The following is a 16,818-nucleotide window of genomic DNA, read 5'->3' on the forward strand; positions in this document are numbered from 1 at the left end:
GCTTGTACACTGTTGTACTCATTAAAGCACCTGCACAAGACTGAGATTTAGGCGAGCGGGGCGCCTCTTAATTCCAGCAAGTTCCCGCCCGTCTGAGGCAAATTGCAAGTCGAGCAGGGCTCGCTCAGCTACAACAGCTCTCAAACCAAACCCATAGGAAAGAAGGCTCTGTTTTTCAGCTTGCACTCCTTCTCCCGCAAGTAATTTAGTCTTCGCCCAGTCTCCAAAACTGTATGCCTGGAGATTTGCGATTACCCCTGCCTCATATACATCGGGAAAATCGAGCCTTAGCTCACCTAAAAGCCCAAAGCCTCTGTCGCCTGTCAGAGACGATGGCGCATAGCCCCGTCCAAGTTGAGGTCCGCCAAAAGCTAATTGCTCTCCTGCCAACAAACGGTCGTCACTCCATTGACCCGAAGCGCGAAACAAAAATGACATGCTCCGAGAGGGAGGAAAAAGATGGTCAAATTGCCAATCAAATTTCAGAAACTTAGACTCAAAATCAACAACGGATGGCGTTGGATTGGACTGATCCAGAGCTCCGAACGCTGGAATTCCTCCGGTCGCCACGAATTGCAAGGCTGTTTGTCCTAAATCTGACTGATGCTGGCCGCGTAAACCTATTTGTCCGCTGACGATTTTATCACGTGTGATGACCGTATCTAGCGCCTCTACGCGGGTAGAAGCGAATGTTACTGCAGTTTCTAGGTAAATCGCAGTTGAACGGTTTCTGAGTAATGGCGACCTCAATCGCGCCTCGACAGAGTAGGATGAACTGGCGACCTCAAGTTCGGCAGCCTCCCCTCCTGGACGAGCGCGTGCCGCCAGCCCGCCGAGGTAAAGAATGTTACCATCAGGTCCGACAGGAAAGGCATAACGGCTACTTACGGCCAAGAGTTCTTCTAAAGTGTGGCCAGCAGAACTGAGCGACAAATCTAGTGCTGCCGGGTGTCCGAAAGGCGAATTAACCGTATACCCAACAGAATATATGACCGGCCCAATTGCATCAGATCCAGTATTGCTGACACTGAAAAATCCCTGGTTTGAAGGCCTTGATGTTGTGATGGCCATTTCGGCTGCGCCAGATTCGCTTCCTGGCCTTAAAAGTGTTTTTACCGACACACCAGGCGTGTCATTCAAAATGAGTAGTTTGCCATCAAGCTCGCGAATATTGAGAGGCTTCGCACCAACCATTTCAGAAAGAGCCGCTTTTGCAAGATTCCCGCCCAAAGCAGCGCTATCATCAACTGCGATATTGTCTAGAAAACCCTCAACAACCTCGACCGTTACAATTCCGTCCTCGATTGTTTGGGGGGGCAGAATGACTCTCGTTAAGAGAAATCCCTCGTTCGCGTAGAGTTCCTGCAGCTGGTTCGCGTATTCTCTCAACTCTTCTAATCTGACTCGTCGACCTTCTATCGACGAAAATATTTCATTAATTTGGTCTGCAGAGAAATATGTAGCACCATTAACCCGCACTTTTGAGACTAGAAAATCCAGACTTGAAACATCTTTTGGGACGACAGACTCCTCAGGATTCCGTATCGTAACGTCGTAGTCTTCCTGAGTTGGTAAATCTGGGGGAGGCAAGCGTAACCTAGAAATATCTGCGCTAGGCGGGATGACAACCGATTGCCCAAAGGCTGGAACGCCAATCATAAGGCTAAAGGGTGCAGCCATTAAAAAAGACGATCTAGAAATTTTCTCAAAGTTAATCATTTACTACCCATCTTAATCCAGGCCGAAATATCCCCGCTCTGCAACCTGTTACTATGATAAATGATCAAGGGATCCGTAGGGTATTTTCCCTGAAGATCAGAAAACCTTTGAGGAGCTGAGCTATCTCGTTGCTCCAATAAAGAAAATGCTGCCTGATATTCCGCTTCAGCCTCTTCGTTGTGCGTTGATGGAAGAGGAGTATATAAAGTTGTATATTCAGATTTTCCTTTGAGAGCAAAATGACCGATGGTTCTGAATGCTTGATCTTTTGCTTGATCGACCACCGACTGAGTACAGCATATCCTAGTGCCGAAGTATTTGTTGATCCCTTCAGTTCTCGCAGCTGTGTTTACGGTATCGCCAAGAGCCGTGAAATCCATCCTCTGTGAAGAACCGAAGTTACCAACCACTGCTGGGCCGGCATGAAGACCGATCCTAGTTACGCCAAGAGGGATACCTTTATTATTACATTCCTCACGATACTTTTCTGCGTAAGAATCCAACTCAAGTGCAGCCTGAACCGCAGCTGCAGCATGGTCAGGTTGCTCAATGGGTGCATTGAAGATCGCCATAATGGCATCTCCAATAAACTTATCGATTGTACCCCCATGCCGTAGAATAATTTCGCAGGCCCCATCTAGATATTGATTAAGAACATCTGACAAATCCTCGGGCGAAAGAAGTTCAGACATCGTCGTGAAATCCGCAACATCGGTAAACAAGAAAGTGGTATCTCGTTTTTCTCCGCTTATTGCGGCTGCACTGGGATCTTCCGCAATTCGATCAACCACGGCCGGTGATACATAACGCGAAAATGTTGACTGAATGTATTGGCGCTGCATTCTTTCGGCGCGTCCAATTACGATATCCATCATCCACACAGATAAAAGAAGAGCAAGAGACGGAGGCAAAATAGGCCACATGCCAATCCCGTAGCCATAGCCAATAATGCAAAGCACCCAATAGCCGGCCAGTACCGCAATTGATAAAGATAAATTGAAGACCAGACCTTTGCGAAGTTGGCTAATCAGCACACCTAGAGCCGTGAATGCAATAACAACAAGCAGTGTAAACCCTATTGAGGACTTCGGCTCAGGCGTGCCTGACAGCAAGCTGTCAATAGCATGGGCTTGTATAAGTACACCGGGCATAAACCCGCGATCTCCATCGTCTATAATCGAGAGTGGTGTTGAATGACGGTCGGTGATGGATAGAATAGCCCCTATGAGAACTATTTTTTCTTCGAATAGTTCGTCGGGCAAGTAGGTGACGTAGTTGGCTGATATTACCGGAAAAGGCTCTTGGCCTTCTGCTGATACTGGACGCCATGAAATCTCACGAGGTGTTTCGAGCAAAGGGACCCCTTGCGCGTTAGCAATTTTAGCGGCGAAGCTTGGCGGATAATCATCGTTATAAATAAGTTCTCCATCGGAAAAAATTCCACCCGTGCTAATTCGACGAACAAGAGAGTCAAAAGGATCAGATAAGAGCCTGCTTTCCACTCTTTTGTCAGCCGGAATGAAGGCCCTCATGTAATTAAGCTGATCTTCAGTTACGAACGCGGGATCTGCTGTATAACTAAAATATAAAGGTGTCTCAGACCGGCGAATTACCTCAAAAAGTTGAATATCTTTAGATTCCTCGCTGGCTTGATCGATAAGGACATCCACTACAATCGCCGAGGCCCCTGCGGAATCTATGCGCTCGATCAAATCGGCGATGAATGCTCTATCAATGGGTGAACGGTAAGAAAATTGAGCTAACGTATCCTCATCAAGTGCCACCACAATAATGTCATCGGATGGCTCTTTCGGCACTTCCATCGCCGCAACCCGAATATCGGCAAGTTTCTTCTCAAGATTATCCAGTGGTGCAAGGGTTTGTACTGCAACAAAAGCAATGATTGCTGACAGAAGGGCAACAAGGGTAATCCAAAGAGCCGACCGCGTAGGTTTATTTAATACAATCGAAGACCAACTTGCGGGAAGCCTCATTTATTCCTCTACTCCACCGTCTCATTGGATAAGGATGCCAGCAGTGCGTCGACCTGTTGAATACACCCTTTCTCTATCATCCAAGCAGCAAGAAACGTTGGTTCGTCCAGCAGTGGAGGAACTAGATGCACACGAATACTATATTCCAAATCCCTGTCCTCAATCAGGAAGGCCTTGGTCAACTCGATGTCGCTTACCTTAGTGATGGCGACAGTATCTTGTCCGGGTTTAAATTGAAACGCAGCCTCCCAAGATCGGTCAAGTGGAGACACAACAAAACTTTGTTCTGAAACATCAGATGGCCGCCACCAACCAATTGGGGCCCCTTCTACGAGACACCGTTCCCCTGGTCGAGTTATATCAATCAGCCAAGGTGATGGTATAGGATCTGCATCTGAACCAGACCGAACAGCTCCAACACGATTTGCACGGTCATTGCGGGTGGCAATTAAAGCTGAAAGGGCGCGGCTAGCATTTTGACCGGCGGCTGCCTGAAGTCTTACCGGGCCATTATGAGGACCCCTAAGCCTAATTACACCGCCGTCGGTCCCCACAACCACTAGCTTACCTCCTGGTGGTAGTGAGACTTGACGGTCTGCGCTGATCCGGCTTCCAACACTTATATCTACGCCTCTGACCTCAACAACAATTAGGCTCTGAGCATATGTCGGAACCGTTAACCCGATTACCAAAATGAAACTGATGAGCGCGCGGATCACAATCTTGACCCCGAGCTAAAGACAGTCTCGGCACCACTTCCCACGAAAGAAAATGCTCCCCAGAAGAAGGGGTGTGCCGTCTCTTCATTGGAAATTGCCTCAACCTGAGCGCGCTGAAGTGCCTGATCGGTCGATAGACCCCTTTCGTCGCCTATATTTCCGAAAAGATTTTTCATTAAGGTAGCAGTGGCTACAGAGGGAACTTGCCAATGTGTAACAAGCATACTGCGCGCGCCTGCTATAAAGAAACTTTCAGCCAGACCAGAAAGCGATTCCCCTTTTTGGACAGCCGCGTCACTGCTGGTTGCAGTATTGCAAGCCGATAACACCACTAAATTCGCTGAAATCCTGAGGGCGGCAATTTCACTGGCATCAAGAAAACCATCTTCTGTTCTTGAAAGTGCCATCTCTCCTGGACGAGCTAGCGCTATGCCTGGCTCGCGTTGACAAGCCACCTCTCCTGGCATCACTGCGTGAGTTGCGACGTAGATAATATTATACTGGTTCAGAGCGTCAGTGCGAAAGACTTCTTCTTTAGCTGCTCGGTCAGAAAACACATCAGCATCTTCAATCCCTAGAGAAGCAATAACTGAGTTCACTTCGTCGATTGTGTCGGGTAGTTCTTCGAGGCTATCAAACCGGCTTAGTATCGCAAGGCCTTCGGGATTACAAATTGGATCCTCTGACGTGGGTAGCGTTTGAATGTCAGATACAAACTTAGGATTAGCTACACCCAAAAACGATCTTGGGGGAGCCCTCACAGTTCTTGTGGATCTTAAATTTATAAAACTAATTAACGACGGAGCATGTGTAACCGACATTTGATTAACTAGCCAGCTCGCCTCTGTGTAATCTGCGCTCAGGGGTAAGCGGGTTACTAAAGTGCCAAACGGTAGATCGCTCAATGGGCCATTGGGTATCACAATTAAACGCCCCAACTTGTTAAACTCATCGGCAACAGCCCCAAAAAGCGTCTGATAAAGGAAATGAGATTCATCAAGATTAAATTCGTTTACTGATCCGCCCTCTATTTCGAGACCCTGACGCAATTCGCGAACCATTTGATCAAGCTTGTCATTACCAGCTTCTATCGGCGCAATGTGCACTCTATCTCGCGTAATAAGCTGCAGGAAGGATGAATCTTGCCCTATCAGAAAGCTAGCAAGCGCTTCATCAGGTGCTAATGCACCCCGAACAACATTTAGGTCGGGCAGCTCACTACCGTCAAAGCGTTGGTAATCAGGATATTCCTGATTTAGGATATCGCGAATCCCGGACACCTTATCAGACTGTATCTGCAACTGAGAGAGTAAAAACTCTATCAGGCCATCATCACGGTCTCCGGTAACTTTAGCTCGCTCTACACCTAATTTTCCATTAATTTCTGCTTGCAATAATAAGCTCTGCTTAAGGTTATCAATCAGGTCAGCAAGGACTGGATCGTCATCGACAAACTGCATAGACGCAAGATTAATCACATCGTCTCGCCCTGGAACAAAGGCAATTTGGAAGGCATCATAAAGCTCAGTCATTAAACCAAGCCTATCTTCCTCGCTTTCCAAGAACTGCTCTTCATCAAGAACAGCAGAAGCAAAAGGGACTAGATCATCTACCCGAAGTGCTACTGAACCGGGCGGCATATTTTTTGCAATTTCTACAGCTCTACGAAAGGCTATGATCGAGTTAACGTTCATTGCTTCGCGCTGATATGCGCGCCCCTGAGCAAGGAGCAAACGAATCATTCCCGGCCCGTCCCCTTGGACCGATCGTCTAATATCAATCGCTTTCTTAAAAAAAGTATCCGCAGCTGATAAGCGTCCTAAAGCAGATGATGCTTCACCCAAAATAGCAAGTATCTCTGATCGCCATATGGGGGGTTTTTGAGCTGCTGAATTGAACTCAAAAAGAGCTTCGCCTGCCTTGGCATAAGCAGTTACAGGATCGTCCATTCGCAAAAGAATGGCAGCTTCACGAGCTAACGAAAGCGCAAGCTCAGGCTGAACGCCAACCCGTGCCTCTTCCTCCGTTTGGAAAAGCGACAACAAGGCTTGCTGATCATCACTACCAATAATTTCTCTCCACCTGGAACTGGCATCTTGCGCAAAACGGTTGGCGACCGAATAATCGCCTTGAAGCATAGCAATGGTCGCTTGGTAACCGGCAAATCTGGCTCTATCAGTAGGGCGAGGCGATCTATCAATAATTGGTCCAGCTCGACGGACGATCGCGTCAGCACCTTCGAAATCTTCCTGATATGCGAGCACCATTGCAAGATCCAAAAGCAAGGCCGCTGTCGTAAAATCTGAATCACCGAACAACCTAGATTGAACCGCTAATGCGGCCTCAAGGCGTTCTTGGGCCGCAGAAAAATCAAGTTTTTCACTGGCTTCACGTGCAGCATTCCAGTCAGTCTCAATAGAGATAAGTTCAGATGTGCTTTCTGTACTATCTGCCTCCGGCGTTGAGCCCTCTGATTTAATCTCCGCTGGAGATGGTCGGGCGCCAGAGACTAACGGATCGGCTGCCGCAGGTGCGGCAGCCAAAAGTAAAATAAGGCTCAAAAACATGTTGCTAAATGTCTGCAGCAAGTGGTCCACGACAGATACGATAGATACAATTGCCCCCTCTTACGAGTCTAATCTGAACATTTATGCAGATGACAGGTGTTGGATAATCGGCGATACCATTGTGGCTGGGAATTTAAATTAGTCCCTTATTGGACGCCAAAATGAGAGTAGCGACTGATCACGTGATTTTTAGCCACTGAAGAGCCCTTAGATTTGTGGACGCCATCGGTGCTCATAATCTGCTGCCTTTCGAACTCTACGGGTGACAGCATCCCGTTCCTTACATGCTTGCGTATCGGGTTGTAGAACATCTCGATGTAATCGAACACATCCTGCCTGGCCTCGTCGCGTGAGCGATCTTGAGAGGCAGCTTTAGGTTAGGTGCGATCGTTCTCTAAAAATGGAATATCGAAAACGATGATCTGCGCATCAGCAGATCGGAGCCTCTGCGCCAGCGTGGCGATATCCCTTCGTCATATATGTTGAGAAAAACTACAAGTGGATCAGCCAGTAATCCGCGCGGCGCAAGCGAAGGCAATGGCCTCTTCAATTGGCGAGAATGGTTCGCTCTTTGTGACTTGCAATCAATGAATTGCAATTAAACAGCCATATGTGTTAGCCGGACTGCAGGGGTGGGAATGACGAGTCGGTTGAGAACATTATTGGCCCGAGTGGCGCCGCTTGCCGTTATCCTTACGTTCGCCTTCGCACTTCCGGCTTCGTATGCGCAGAATAGTGCGACCTATGAAGGGGTTGCGACTTGTGCGGGTTCGACTTGCCACGGCCGGGCTGTAGGCAATGGCGCCGTTGTCCGGCAAGATGAGATTGCGACCTGGCAAGATCCTTCATCACCCAGCGGGGCGCATAGCCGGGCCTATGCATCGCTTGCGAGCCGGCGAGGTCAGCAGATCGCGGACAGTCTGGGATTGGGAGCCGCAACCTCTGCTCCCGATTGCTTGGGTTGCCATTCGACCTTTGCGCCGACTAGCCAACGCGGTGACCGCTTTCTCCTGGCAGATGGTGTAGGCTGCGAAAGCTGCCATGGCGCGTCGCAAGAGTGGCTTCCGCTCCACTATGCTCGCTCGGCTACGCATGCCTCCAACGTCGCTTTGGGGCTAGTGCCTTTGGAACGCCCGCAAGTGCGCGCAAACGTCTGTCTGGATTGCCATTACGGATCCGAAAGGACCGGTCAATTTGTAACACATTCGATGATGGCGGCAGGACATCCGCGTATTTCGTTCGAGCTCGATCTCTTCAGTGCGCTTCAGCAGCACCACGATTTAGATAGTGACTATGTTGATCGCAAGGGGGCGTCTGATAGCGTGCGGATGTGGGCGGTCGGCCAGGCCGAGGCGGTGCGTCGCGCAACCAACCTTTTCGCGAAGCCAGCCTTGGCGCAGCGCGGGATGTTTCCCGAATTCTACTTCTACGATTGCCATTCGTGCCATCGCTCGATCCACGATGGGCCGCAGCGAAAGCTAACCTTTGAAAGCAATCCGGGGCGCCCGATACCGTTCGGCAACCCACCATTCAATGATGAGAACATCATCACGTTGTCCGCTGTTGCACGGGTGCTTGCGCCAGACGAGGCGGATCACTTCCTTGCGGCGAGCAGGGCCTTTCATCGAGCGATGGGCGAGGATCATAGCAAAGCGCTTGAAGCGGCCGTGATACTGCGCGGCCACGCATTCAACCTATCCAATGTGCTTGCGTCGCGCGAATACGCCGGATCTGACGCGTTCTCCGTGATCGCTGCGATATCCAATCGCGCGACGTCTTCGCGTTTCACAGACTATGCGGGCTCGGTTCAGGCGGTGATGGCGGTCGATACCTTGCTCAACGCCATGGTGCGCGATGGCCGGGTGACTGTCGGTGCGGCGGCTGGCATTCGCGCGAATATCAATCGCGCTTACGCTGCTGTGGCGGTGCCCAATAGCTACCGGCCGCAATCTTTCCGATCCGCGCTTGGCGAAGCGGCTCGCGCGATAGGCACGCTGCGGTAATGCGGGCGAAGGCAACCAGTTCATCTCTGGCAGTGCTAGCGCTGGTGCTGACATCTTGCGGTGATGGAGGCGGTTCTTTGAGCGGCGGCTCGAGTGTTACTCCCACGCCAACCACGGCACCGTCATCGGCAGGCGCGCTCTACTCTGTGCCAGCACAAGAAGCGCTCAGCGCTGCCGAAGTAGGAACTGTGATTGCGCGGGCCGCGGCGCAGGCGAGTGCGCAGGGAGATGCGGCAACCATCGCGGTGGTCGACCGGGTCGGCAATGTACTCGGCGTATTCGCTATGCCAGGTGCGAGCGCTACCTCTGACATTCCCGATTCGCCGAATGGCAGCAATGTGGATGCGCAAGGACTTACTGTACCAGCGGCTGCTGCGGCTATCGCCAAGGCGATCACCGGTGCCTACCTTTCCAGCAACGGCAATGCTTTCTCCACCCGAACAGCCAGCATGATCGTGCAAGAACACTTCCCGCCTGCACCAAGCACGGCAGGATTGGAAAGCGGGCCACTGTTCGGAGTGCAGTTCAGTCAGCTGCCTTGTTCTGACCTGTCTGCACGCGCAAGCGACGGCTTAATCGGGCCAAAGCGCTCGCCGCTGGGCCTGGCAGCGGATCCCGGAGGCTTCCCGCTCTACAAGAACGGTGTGGTTGTGGGCGGGGTCGGCGTGATCTCAGACGGCGTATACAGCTTCGATCCTAATGTGCTTGATACCGACATAGATGCTGACGAAGCGATCGCACTGGCAGGCACAATTGGGTTTGAAGCGCCGACAAGTATCCACGCAAACCGAATTTTCGTCGACGGGACATCGCTTCGCTATTCGGACGCAGCCTACTCTTCCTTGGCTGACGTGTCTGGTGCAAGCTTCACAGGCACTCCAGGCGCGTTGCTTGCGGTTACCGGCTATTACGATGGTGTGGCGTTACTGGCCGGATCTGCTTATGGTACAGAAACCTCAGGCATTCGCGCGGCTGGTGTGACTGAATTCGGCTATCAGGATGCCTTTGTGCTGAGCGATGGCGCCGGCACTAATCGTTTTCCCATACGAGCGGGAACAGACGGCGCGGACATTGCCTCACCGATCAGCGCCAATGAAGCGCGTGTAATTCTGGAAGAAGCCTTCGCGATCATGAGCCGCGCGCGTGCGCAGATCCGTCAACCGCTTAATAGTAGGGCACAAGTGACGATTTCGCTGGTCGATACACGCGGCGAAGTGTTGGGTATTGTGCGTTCACCCGATGCGGCGATTTTCGGGATCGACGTCAGTTTGCAGAAGGCACGCACAGCCAATTTCATATCTGCGCCTTTTGCAGCCAATGAACTTCAAGCGGCTACGGGTGAAGTGCCAGCTTTCGTCACCGTCTTGCGCACATTTCTCAATGACCCGAGCGCCTTGACCGGACAATTCGCGTTTGCAGACCGCTCGGGTGGAAACCTCTCGAGGCCCTATTTTCCTGACGGCGAAGTGGGGCAGATCAGTGGCCCGCTGTCGCGCCCGATCGAACAATTCAATCCCTTCTCCACAGGCCTGCAATCGGCGCTTGTGGTCGGCAATCTGGCGCAGCATCTGGCTTTCGTTACCGGTGCAGCACCTAACGATACACCTCGATTTTGCACGTCTTTGCAGCAGGTTAGGCCCGATCATACGAGGATAGCCAACGGTATCCAGATATTTCCTGGTTCAGTGCCGATATATCGGGGCGGCGTGTTGGTGGGCGGGATCGGCGTGTCGGGCGATGGGATTGATCAGGACGATATGATCAGTTTCTTGGGGCTTCACAATGCTGGCCAAAGTGTTGGCGGGATTGGCAATGCCGGCCACGATATTCGCGCTGATCGCATTCTGGTTTCAGTTGGCGGTCGTAAGGTTCGGTTGCGTTATGTCAATTGCCCCTTCGCGCCGTTTCTGGACAGCGATGAAAACAATGTCTGCGAGGGGCTTTAGGCGTGTCGCTGTTGCTTGTTCCTCTCGCTTTCGCGTTGCAACCGCCATCGGTAACGCCGGAAGAGCAGCCAGCCGAACCCCATCCGCCGTGGGAGGCCGAACCACCACCGGTTGATCCTGAAGTGATTGAAGGGCGCAGGCGGCCAGACTACACAGACCCGCTGCCTGACCCTGTGACACAGGATAATCCCGGGGCCGTCCGCGCACCGCCACCGCAAGCTTTCCCGACCGATGAGGTCCCGATCCCTGACCGCTGGCGTTTGATCGAAACACTGGGGCTTGTGAAGGAACGCTTCTGGGACCCCTACAACCAGAACACATACAAGGGTGATCGCCCGATCAATCCGGAGAAGGTTCCTTGGTTGCCGATTACCGGGAATGACTGGTTCCTCGTGCTGAACGGCATCAGCGACACTGTGCTGGAACCGCGCAGCTTCCCGATCCCCGTCGGCGTGCAAACGACAGAAGACACGGACCGTATCGATGTATTCGGAGACGATTTCTCGACGGTTTTCTCGCAAACCTTCATCGTCGGTGCAGCGCTGCTCAAAGGCAGCACGGCATACAAACCCCCAGATGTCGAATACCGCGTGACGCTGGCGTTCAACATGAACTACGTCGATGTGCCGGAACGCCGCGTATTGTTTGTCGAGCCATCGAAGCCCAGCCATCGCTTCGACCATTTCCTTGGCGTGCAGGAAGCTTTCTTCGACTATCACTTCCGCAACACTTCAGACCGCTATGACTTCGACTCTGCGCGCATCGGCATTCAACCGTTCCAGTCGGATTTTCGCGGCTTCCTGTTCAACGATCAGCAGCTGGGTCTGCGCTTCTTCGGCACACGCGATAACAATCGCTTTCAATACAATCTTGGCGCGTTCTGGCGGTTGGAAAAAGACACCAATAGCGGGCTGAACTCAGTGGTTCAGCGCCCACGCGATGACTTCGTCTTCGTCGCCAATGCCTATCGTCAGGACTTCCTGATCCCCGCGCTAACCAGCCAAATTACGCTGGTTTACAATCGCAATCGCGAAGCCGACGAAATCGAGATTGATGACAACGGTTTCCCCGTACGACCGGCTTTGCTAGGCGACTTGCGTGGGCGCGATTATGACGTGTTTTACTTGGGCTATAACGCCGATGGCCGCATCGGGCGGATCAATGTGACCGCAAGCGCCTATGGAGCTCTCGGCGAAGATCGAAACAGCTTCTTCACCAGCGAGCCTGCCGACATCCGCGCATTCTTTGCTGCTGCCGAGCTTAGCTATGACAAAGACTGGATGCGCTTCCGCTTATCTGGTGCCTATGCCAGCGGAGATGATGATCCCTTTGACAATACTGAAGGCGGCTTCGACGCGATCTTCGAGAATCCGGTTTTTGCAGGGGCCGATACGAGTTACTGGATCCGGCAGACAATCCCTTTCGCTGGCGGTGGCCGCGCGGTTTCCGTCAATGGCCGCAACGGCCTGTTGAATTCGCTGCGTTCGTCGAAAGAACAAGGCCAATCGAATTTCAACAATCCCGGATTGGTGCTGGTCGGCGCAGGTGCGGATTTCGATCTCACTCCTGAGTTTCGAATTTTTGCCAATGCCAATCATCTATGGTTCGAAAACACCGCTACGCTTGAAGCGCTACGCAATGAAGGCTCGATCCCCAAGAATATCGGCTGGGACCTGTCGACCGCAGCGATCTGGCGGCCCAAAGCCACGCAGAACATCGTGTTCCGACTATCCGCCGCAGCATTGCTTGCCGAAGATGGCTTTCGCGATCTGTTCGACAGCTTGGACGGCGGCGGCGCCTATTATTCAATCCTTGTCAATGCGATACTGACTTACTGATGCTGGCCCTGCGTCATCTTTTTCTGCTCTTGGCAGTCGCGGCGTTTGCCGGGGTAGTGACCTACGGCCCGATCGAAGCGGCGGAAGGCGAGAAACCCATCAAACGCGATTACAGCCGCGTGACCGCGCCGCCTGCTCCCGCGCGGCAAAGCTTCGAAGAGATGATGGGAAAGTCCGAAGGATGCTTGTCGTGCCATGTCAGCACCGACGCACCGACCATGCATTTAACGCCCGCTGTCCAGCTCGGTTGCACCGATTGCCACGGGGGCGATGTGAGCGTGGTCGGAGATCCGCAGCTGCCGCATGACCACCCGGATTATGTCGCGGCGCGCGATCTGGCGCATGTGCTGCCCAAATATCCTGAAAGCTGGCATTGGCCATCTTCCGCCAACCCCAAACGCAGTTATGCATTGCTAAACATAGAGTCGCCCGAGTTTGTCCGCTTTGTCAATCCCAGCGACTACCGGGTCGCGCGCGAAGCCTGCGGTGCTTGCCATATGGCGACGATCGAAGCGGGCGAACGTTCGATCATGGCAACGGGGGCAATGTTGTGGGGTGGGGCATCCTATAACAACGGCATTTTGCCCTATAAGAACTACATTATCGGAGAGGCTTATACCCGCGAAGGGGAACCAGCGAAGCTGGTGACACCCGGAGACCCACCAGGAGAGCTGAGCGAAGCCCAGAAGAAACGCGGCGCGCTCGCTGAACTTTATCCGCTGCCGACCTGGCATGTGATCCCGCCCGGAGATGTTTTCCGCGTGTTCGAGCGCGGTGGGCGCAATATCGCGTCACAATTCCCTGAGATCGGCTTGCCCAATCCTACGGGTCAGATCCAGCGCCTAGAAGAGCCGGGTCGGCCGGACCTCAAGCAGTCCAATCGCGGCCCGGCTACTGGGCTTCGTGTCGCGATCCCCGCGCTCAACATTCACAAGACCCGGCTCAATGATCCCTTCACCTGGTTCATGGGCACGAATGACCAGCCGGGCGATTATCGCCATTCAGGCTGCGCGAGTTGTCACGTTGTCTACGCCAATGACCGCGAGCCGCGCCATTCGCTGATCTACGCGCAATATGGCCGCGACGGACAGACGATCACGTCTGACCCGACGATCGCGAGTAAGCTTGAAAGTGCAAACGGCCATGGCTCGCTCAAGCACCCCGGGGGCGACCACGATGACGGCGAGGCACCGAAGAAAGAGAAGGGCCATCCGCTTCAACACGTCTTCACGCGGGCGATCCCCACGGCACAGTGCATGAATTGTCACATGCACCAGCCCAATATTTTCCTTAATTCCTACCTTGGCTATACCATGTGGGACTATGAGAGTGACGCGCCTTTCATGTGGCCGGCTGAGCAGAAATATCCCACTGCCGAAGAGGTTCGCGCGGTGCTGGATCGCAATCCCGAAGGTGCCGCGCCGAAGGGCAAGTGGGCTGATCTCGATTTCCTGCGCAATGTTTATGATTTGAACCCGAAGCTGCGTGATACGCAGTTTGCCGACTATCATGGCCACGGGTGGAATTTCCGCGCGATCTTCAAGCGTGATCGCGAAGGCAATCTGCTCGATGAGAATGACAATATCATTGATCCTGACGATCCGGAGAAATGGCGTCGCGAGGACGAAGGCAAGTTCGTCGAGCCGGGCACCAATCCGGGCAAGGCCGTTCACCTGATGAGCATCCATGCCGAAAAGGGCATGCAATGCGCCGATTGTCATTACGCGCAGGACAGCCACGGTAACGGATTGATCTATGGCGAAGTGGCCGATGCGATCGAGATTGGTTGCAAGGATTGCCACGGCACCGCCGATGCCTATCCCACGCTGCGGACCAGCGGACCTGCTGCACCGCCAAGGGGCAATGACCTGACGCTTTTGCGCAACCCCGATGGCCGCCGACGGTTCGAATGGACCGAAACTGAAGATGGTGAGCGCACTCTTATCCAGCGCTCGATTGTTGATCCCGCACTCGAATGGGAAGTCAGCCTGGTCAAGAACAGTGTCGACCCCGATACATCCGGTTTCAATGCCAAGGCTGCGCGGGCCAAACTGATGAGCCGGCTTGGCGGAGAGACGGGGAATTTCGAGTTCGGTCTGGGCATCGAGCTGGATGATCGCGCGCACCGTGATCCTGAGATGGCGTGCTTCACTTGCCATCTATCATGGACCACATCTTGCGGCGGCTGCCACTTGCCCATCGAAGCCAACTGGAAGAGTAAAGTGCATCGTTACGAAGGTGAGACGACGCGCAATTTCGCGACTTACAACCCACAGGTTGCGCGCGATCAGATGTTCCAGCTAGGCAAACATCAGACGACTAAGGGCAACCAGACCGCGCCAGTGCGCTCTTCCTCCGCGCTCGTGCTCTCCTCGACCAATATCAACCGCGAGCGGATCTATGTGCAACAAGCACCGATTTCTGCAATCGGCTTTTCAAGTCAGGCATTTGCGCCGCACTTCCCGCATACTGTGCGCCGGACCGAGACCAAGACATGTTCCGACTGTCACTTATCCGAAAATGATGACAATAATGCGATCATGGCACAGCTGCTACTGCTCGGCACGAATTACGTCAATTTCGTCGGCCTGCACGCATGGACCGGCAATGAAGGCGGGTTCTCAGCAATCCGCGTGACGGAGTGGGACGAACCGCAGGCAGTTCTTGGCTCCTATCTCCACCGCTATGCCTATCCAGACTACTGGCGGATGCATGTCGAAGATAATGAACGCGAGTTGCGCAACTGGAACCGCGGCATCACGTTCGATGGCAATTTGAGCGGCGAAACCAAGGCTTTCGAGCAATTTGTCAACACGCATGAGGGGACGCGCGACCGGGTTGGCTGTCTACAGTTGCGGGGCGAGTACATGTTTGTCGCGGAAGGGAAGGGCGGTTTCCGTGCCTATGACGTGGCATCAATCGCCAACAAAGGCATTTCGGAGCGGATCATCACCGCGCCATTCTCTGCGCTGGGGCACGATACCCATGTCGATACGCAGAATGCGACCTGTTTGGCACTGGCGACGAACCAGCCCATCAATCCGCTTCGCAATACGCCTGAAATGCGCGAAGCCAATCAGGAGCAGCCCTTCCTCCCGATCTATAATTATGCAGCCATCACAGATGCCGAGGAAGGGCTGGTGCTGGTCGATGTGAATTCGCTGGCCGATGGCGAGTTCCGCAACAACAAACTGCGCCGGGCCGAGTTTACCGATGGCACTGGAGCGTGGAATCCCGAAGGTGTGCTCGATGGCGCGCGTCACATCCATCTGGCTGGCGAAGTGGCTTACATCACTACGCGGCGCGGGTTGGTTGTGGTCGATCTGGCTGAGCCGCTCGCGCCCAAGGTCACTGCAGTGCTCCCACTCAACGATGCGCGAGCAAGCGCCATCCAGTTCCGCTATCTTTGGGTGTCAGACGCGGAGGGCGTGAAGTTGTTTGATGTCACTCAGCTGCGCAATCCGGTTGCAATGCCCGATGCGACTGTGCCGCTAGACGACGCGCAGCGGATATATGTTGCGCGGACCTATGCCTATGTCGCGGCCAAACACGAAGGCTTGGCGATCATCAATGTCACCAATCCACTCAAACCGTTCATCTACGCGAAGGAAACGCTCGACGGCACGCTAAACGATGTAGAGGACGTCATAATTGCGTCGACCAATGCGAGCTTGTTTGCCTATGTTGCAGATGGGCGCAATGGGCTCAAAGTGCTACAACTCACCAGTCCAGACAGCCAGCGCAATTTTTACGGATTCAGCCCTGCGCCGGTGCCTGAACTCATCGCCTGGGCCAAGACGCCGACACCTGCAATCGCGCTCAGCAAAGGTCTCGACCGCGACCGCGCGGTTGATGAAACGGGCGGCCAGATGGCGGTGTTCGGTAGGCTTGGCTCGCGGCCATTCACCCGGCCCGAAATGGAGCGGCTGTTCCTACGGCGTGATGGCGTGCCATGGAAAGTCAGCGATGAGCCTGACATGAGCGCTTGGGTGCCGGGGCGCGGGCCTGTTCGCTTCGATTTGGCGAACTGAA

General features: G+C 53.5%; 7 protein-coding genes and 2 pseudogenes. 5 read left to right on the forward strand and 4 right to left on the reverse strand.

Features of this window, described 5'->3' with window-relative positions:
• Positions 1–21: 21 nt before the first annotated feature.
• The 4 genes and pseudogenes from QQX03_RS07495 to QQX03_RS07510 all read right to left on the reverse strand — a co-directional run.
• On the reverse strand, positions 22–1,719 hold the full coding sequence (locus QQX03_RS07495; RefSeq protein WP_285975137.1) for a ShlB/FhaC/HecB family hemolysin secretion/activation protein: 1,698 nt from the start codon (positions 1,717–1,719) through the stop codon (positions 22–24).
• On the reverse strand, positions 1,716–3,713 hold the full coding sequence (locus QQX03_RS07500; protein ID WP_285975138.1) for an adenylate/guanylate cyclase domain-containing protein: 1,998 nt from the start codon (positions 3,711–3,713) through the stop codon (positions 1,716–1,718). The genes QQX03_RS07495 and QQX03_RS07500 overlap by 4 nt, the downstream gene beginning before the upstream one ends.
• 715 nt (positions 3,714–4,428) lie before the next feature.
• On the reverse strand, positions 4,429–7,029 hold the full coding sequence (locus tag QQX03_RS07505; RefSeq protein WP_285975139.1) for a CHAT domain-containing protein: 2,601 nt from the start codon (positions 7,027–7,029) through the stop codon (positions 4,429–4,431).
• 188 nt (positions 7,030–7,217) lie between these two features.
• Positions 7,218–7,352 (reverse strand): annotated as a pseudogene (locus QQX03_RS07510) (IS3 family transposase); the annotation flags it as partial.
• Between the two features lie 285 nt (positions 7,353–7,637).
• Between QQX03_RS07510 and QQX03_RS11505 the strand changes: the two are divergent.
• The 5 genes and pseudogenes from QQX03_RS11505 to QQX03_RS07530 all read left to right on the forward strand — a co-directional run.
• A pseudogene (locus QQX03_RS11505) lies at positions 7,638–8,033 on the forward strand (multiheme c-type cytochrome); the annotation flags it as partial.
• Between the two features lie 174 nt (positions 8,034–8,207).
• Positions 8,208–9,002 carry a hypothetical protein gene (locus QQX03_RS11510; protein ID WP_349665862.1) on the forward strand — a complete coding sequence of 265 codons (795 nt, stop codon included), beginning with the start codon at positions 8,208–8,210 and terminating at the stop codon, positions 9,000–9,002.
• Complete coding sequence (locus tag QQX03_RS07520; RefSeq protein WP_285975141.1) at positions 9,002–10,948, forward strand: heme-binding protein; 1,947 nt, start codon at positions 9,002–9,004, stop codon at positions 10,946–10,948. Before QQX03_RS11510 ends, QQX03_RS07520 begins: the two co-directional genes overlap by 1 nt.
• Before the next feature lie 8 nt (positions 10,949–10,956).
• Complete coding sequence (locus tag QQX03_RS07525) at positions 10,957–12,786, forward strand: hypothetical protein (protein ID WP_432762850.1); 1,830 nt, start codon at positions 10,957–10,959, stop codon at positions 12,784–12,786.
• Complete coding sequence (locus QQX03_RS07530) at positions 12,786–16,817, forward strand: LVIVD repeat-containing protein (RefSeq protein ID WP_285975143.1); 4,032 nt, start codon at positions 12,786–12,788, stop codon at positions 16,815–16,817. Before QQX03_RS07525 ends, QQX03_RS07530 begins: the two co-directional genes overlap by 1 nt.
• Position 16,818: the final 1 nt, after the last annotated feature.

Origin of the sequence: Altererythrobacter rubellus, from assembly GCF_030284385.1 — a bacterium.
GTDB classification, from domain to species: domain Bacteria; phylum Pseudomonadota; class Alphaproteobacteria; order Sphingomonadales; family Sphingomonadaceae; genus Erythrobacter; species Erythrobacter rubellus.

Coding starts and splice junctions, on each gene's coding strand:
- QQX03_RS07495 (WP_285975137.1), bottom strand. CDS start 1,719: ATGATTAACTTTGAGAAAATTTCTAGATCGTCTTTTTTAATGGCTGCA.
- QQX03_RS07530 (WP_285975143.1), top strand. CDS start 12,786: ATGCTGGCCCTGCGTCATCTTTTTCTGCTCTTGGCAGTCGCGGCGTTT.
- QQX03_RS07500 (WP_285975138.1), bottom strand. CDS start 3,713: ATGAGGCTTCCCGCAAGTTGGTCTTCGATTGTATTAAATAAACCTACG.
- QQX03_RS11510 (WP_349665862.1), top strand. CDS start 8,208: ATGATGGCGGCAGGACATCCGCGTATTTCGTTCGAGCTCGATCTCTTC.
- QQX03_RS07520 (WP_285975141.1), top strand. CDS start 9,002: ATGCGGGCGAAGGCAACCAGTTCATCTCTGGCAGTGCTAGCGCTGGTG.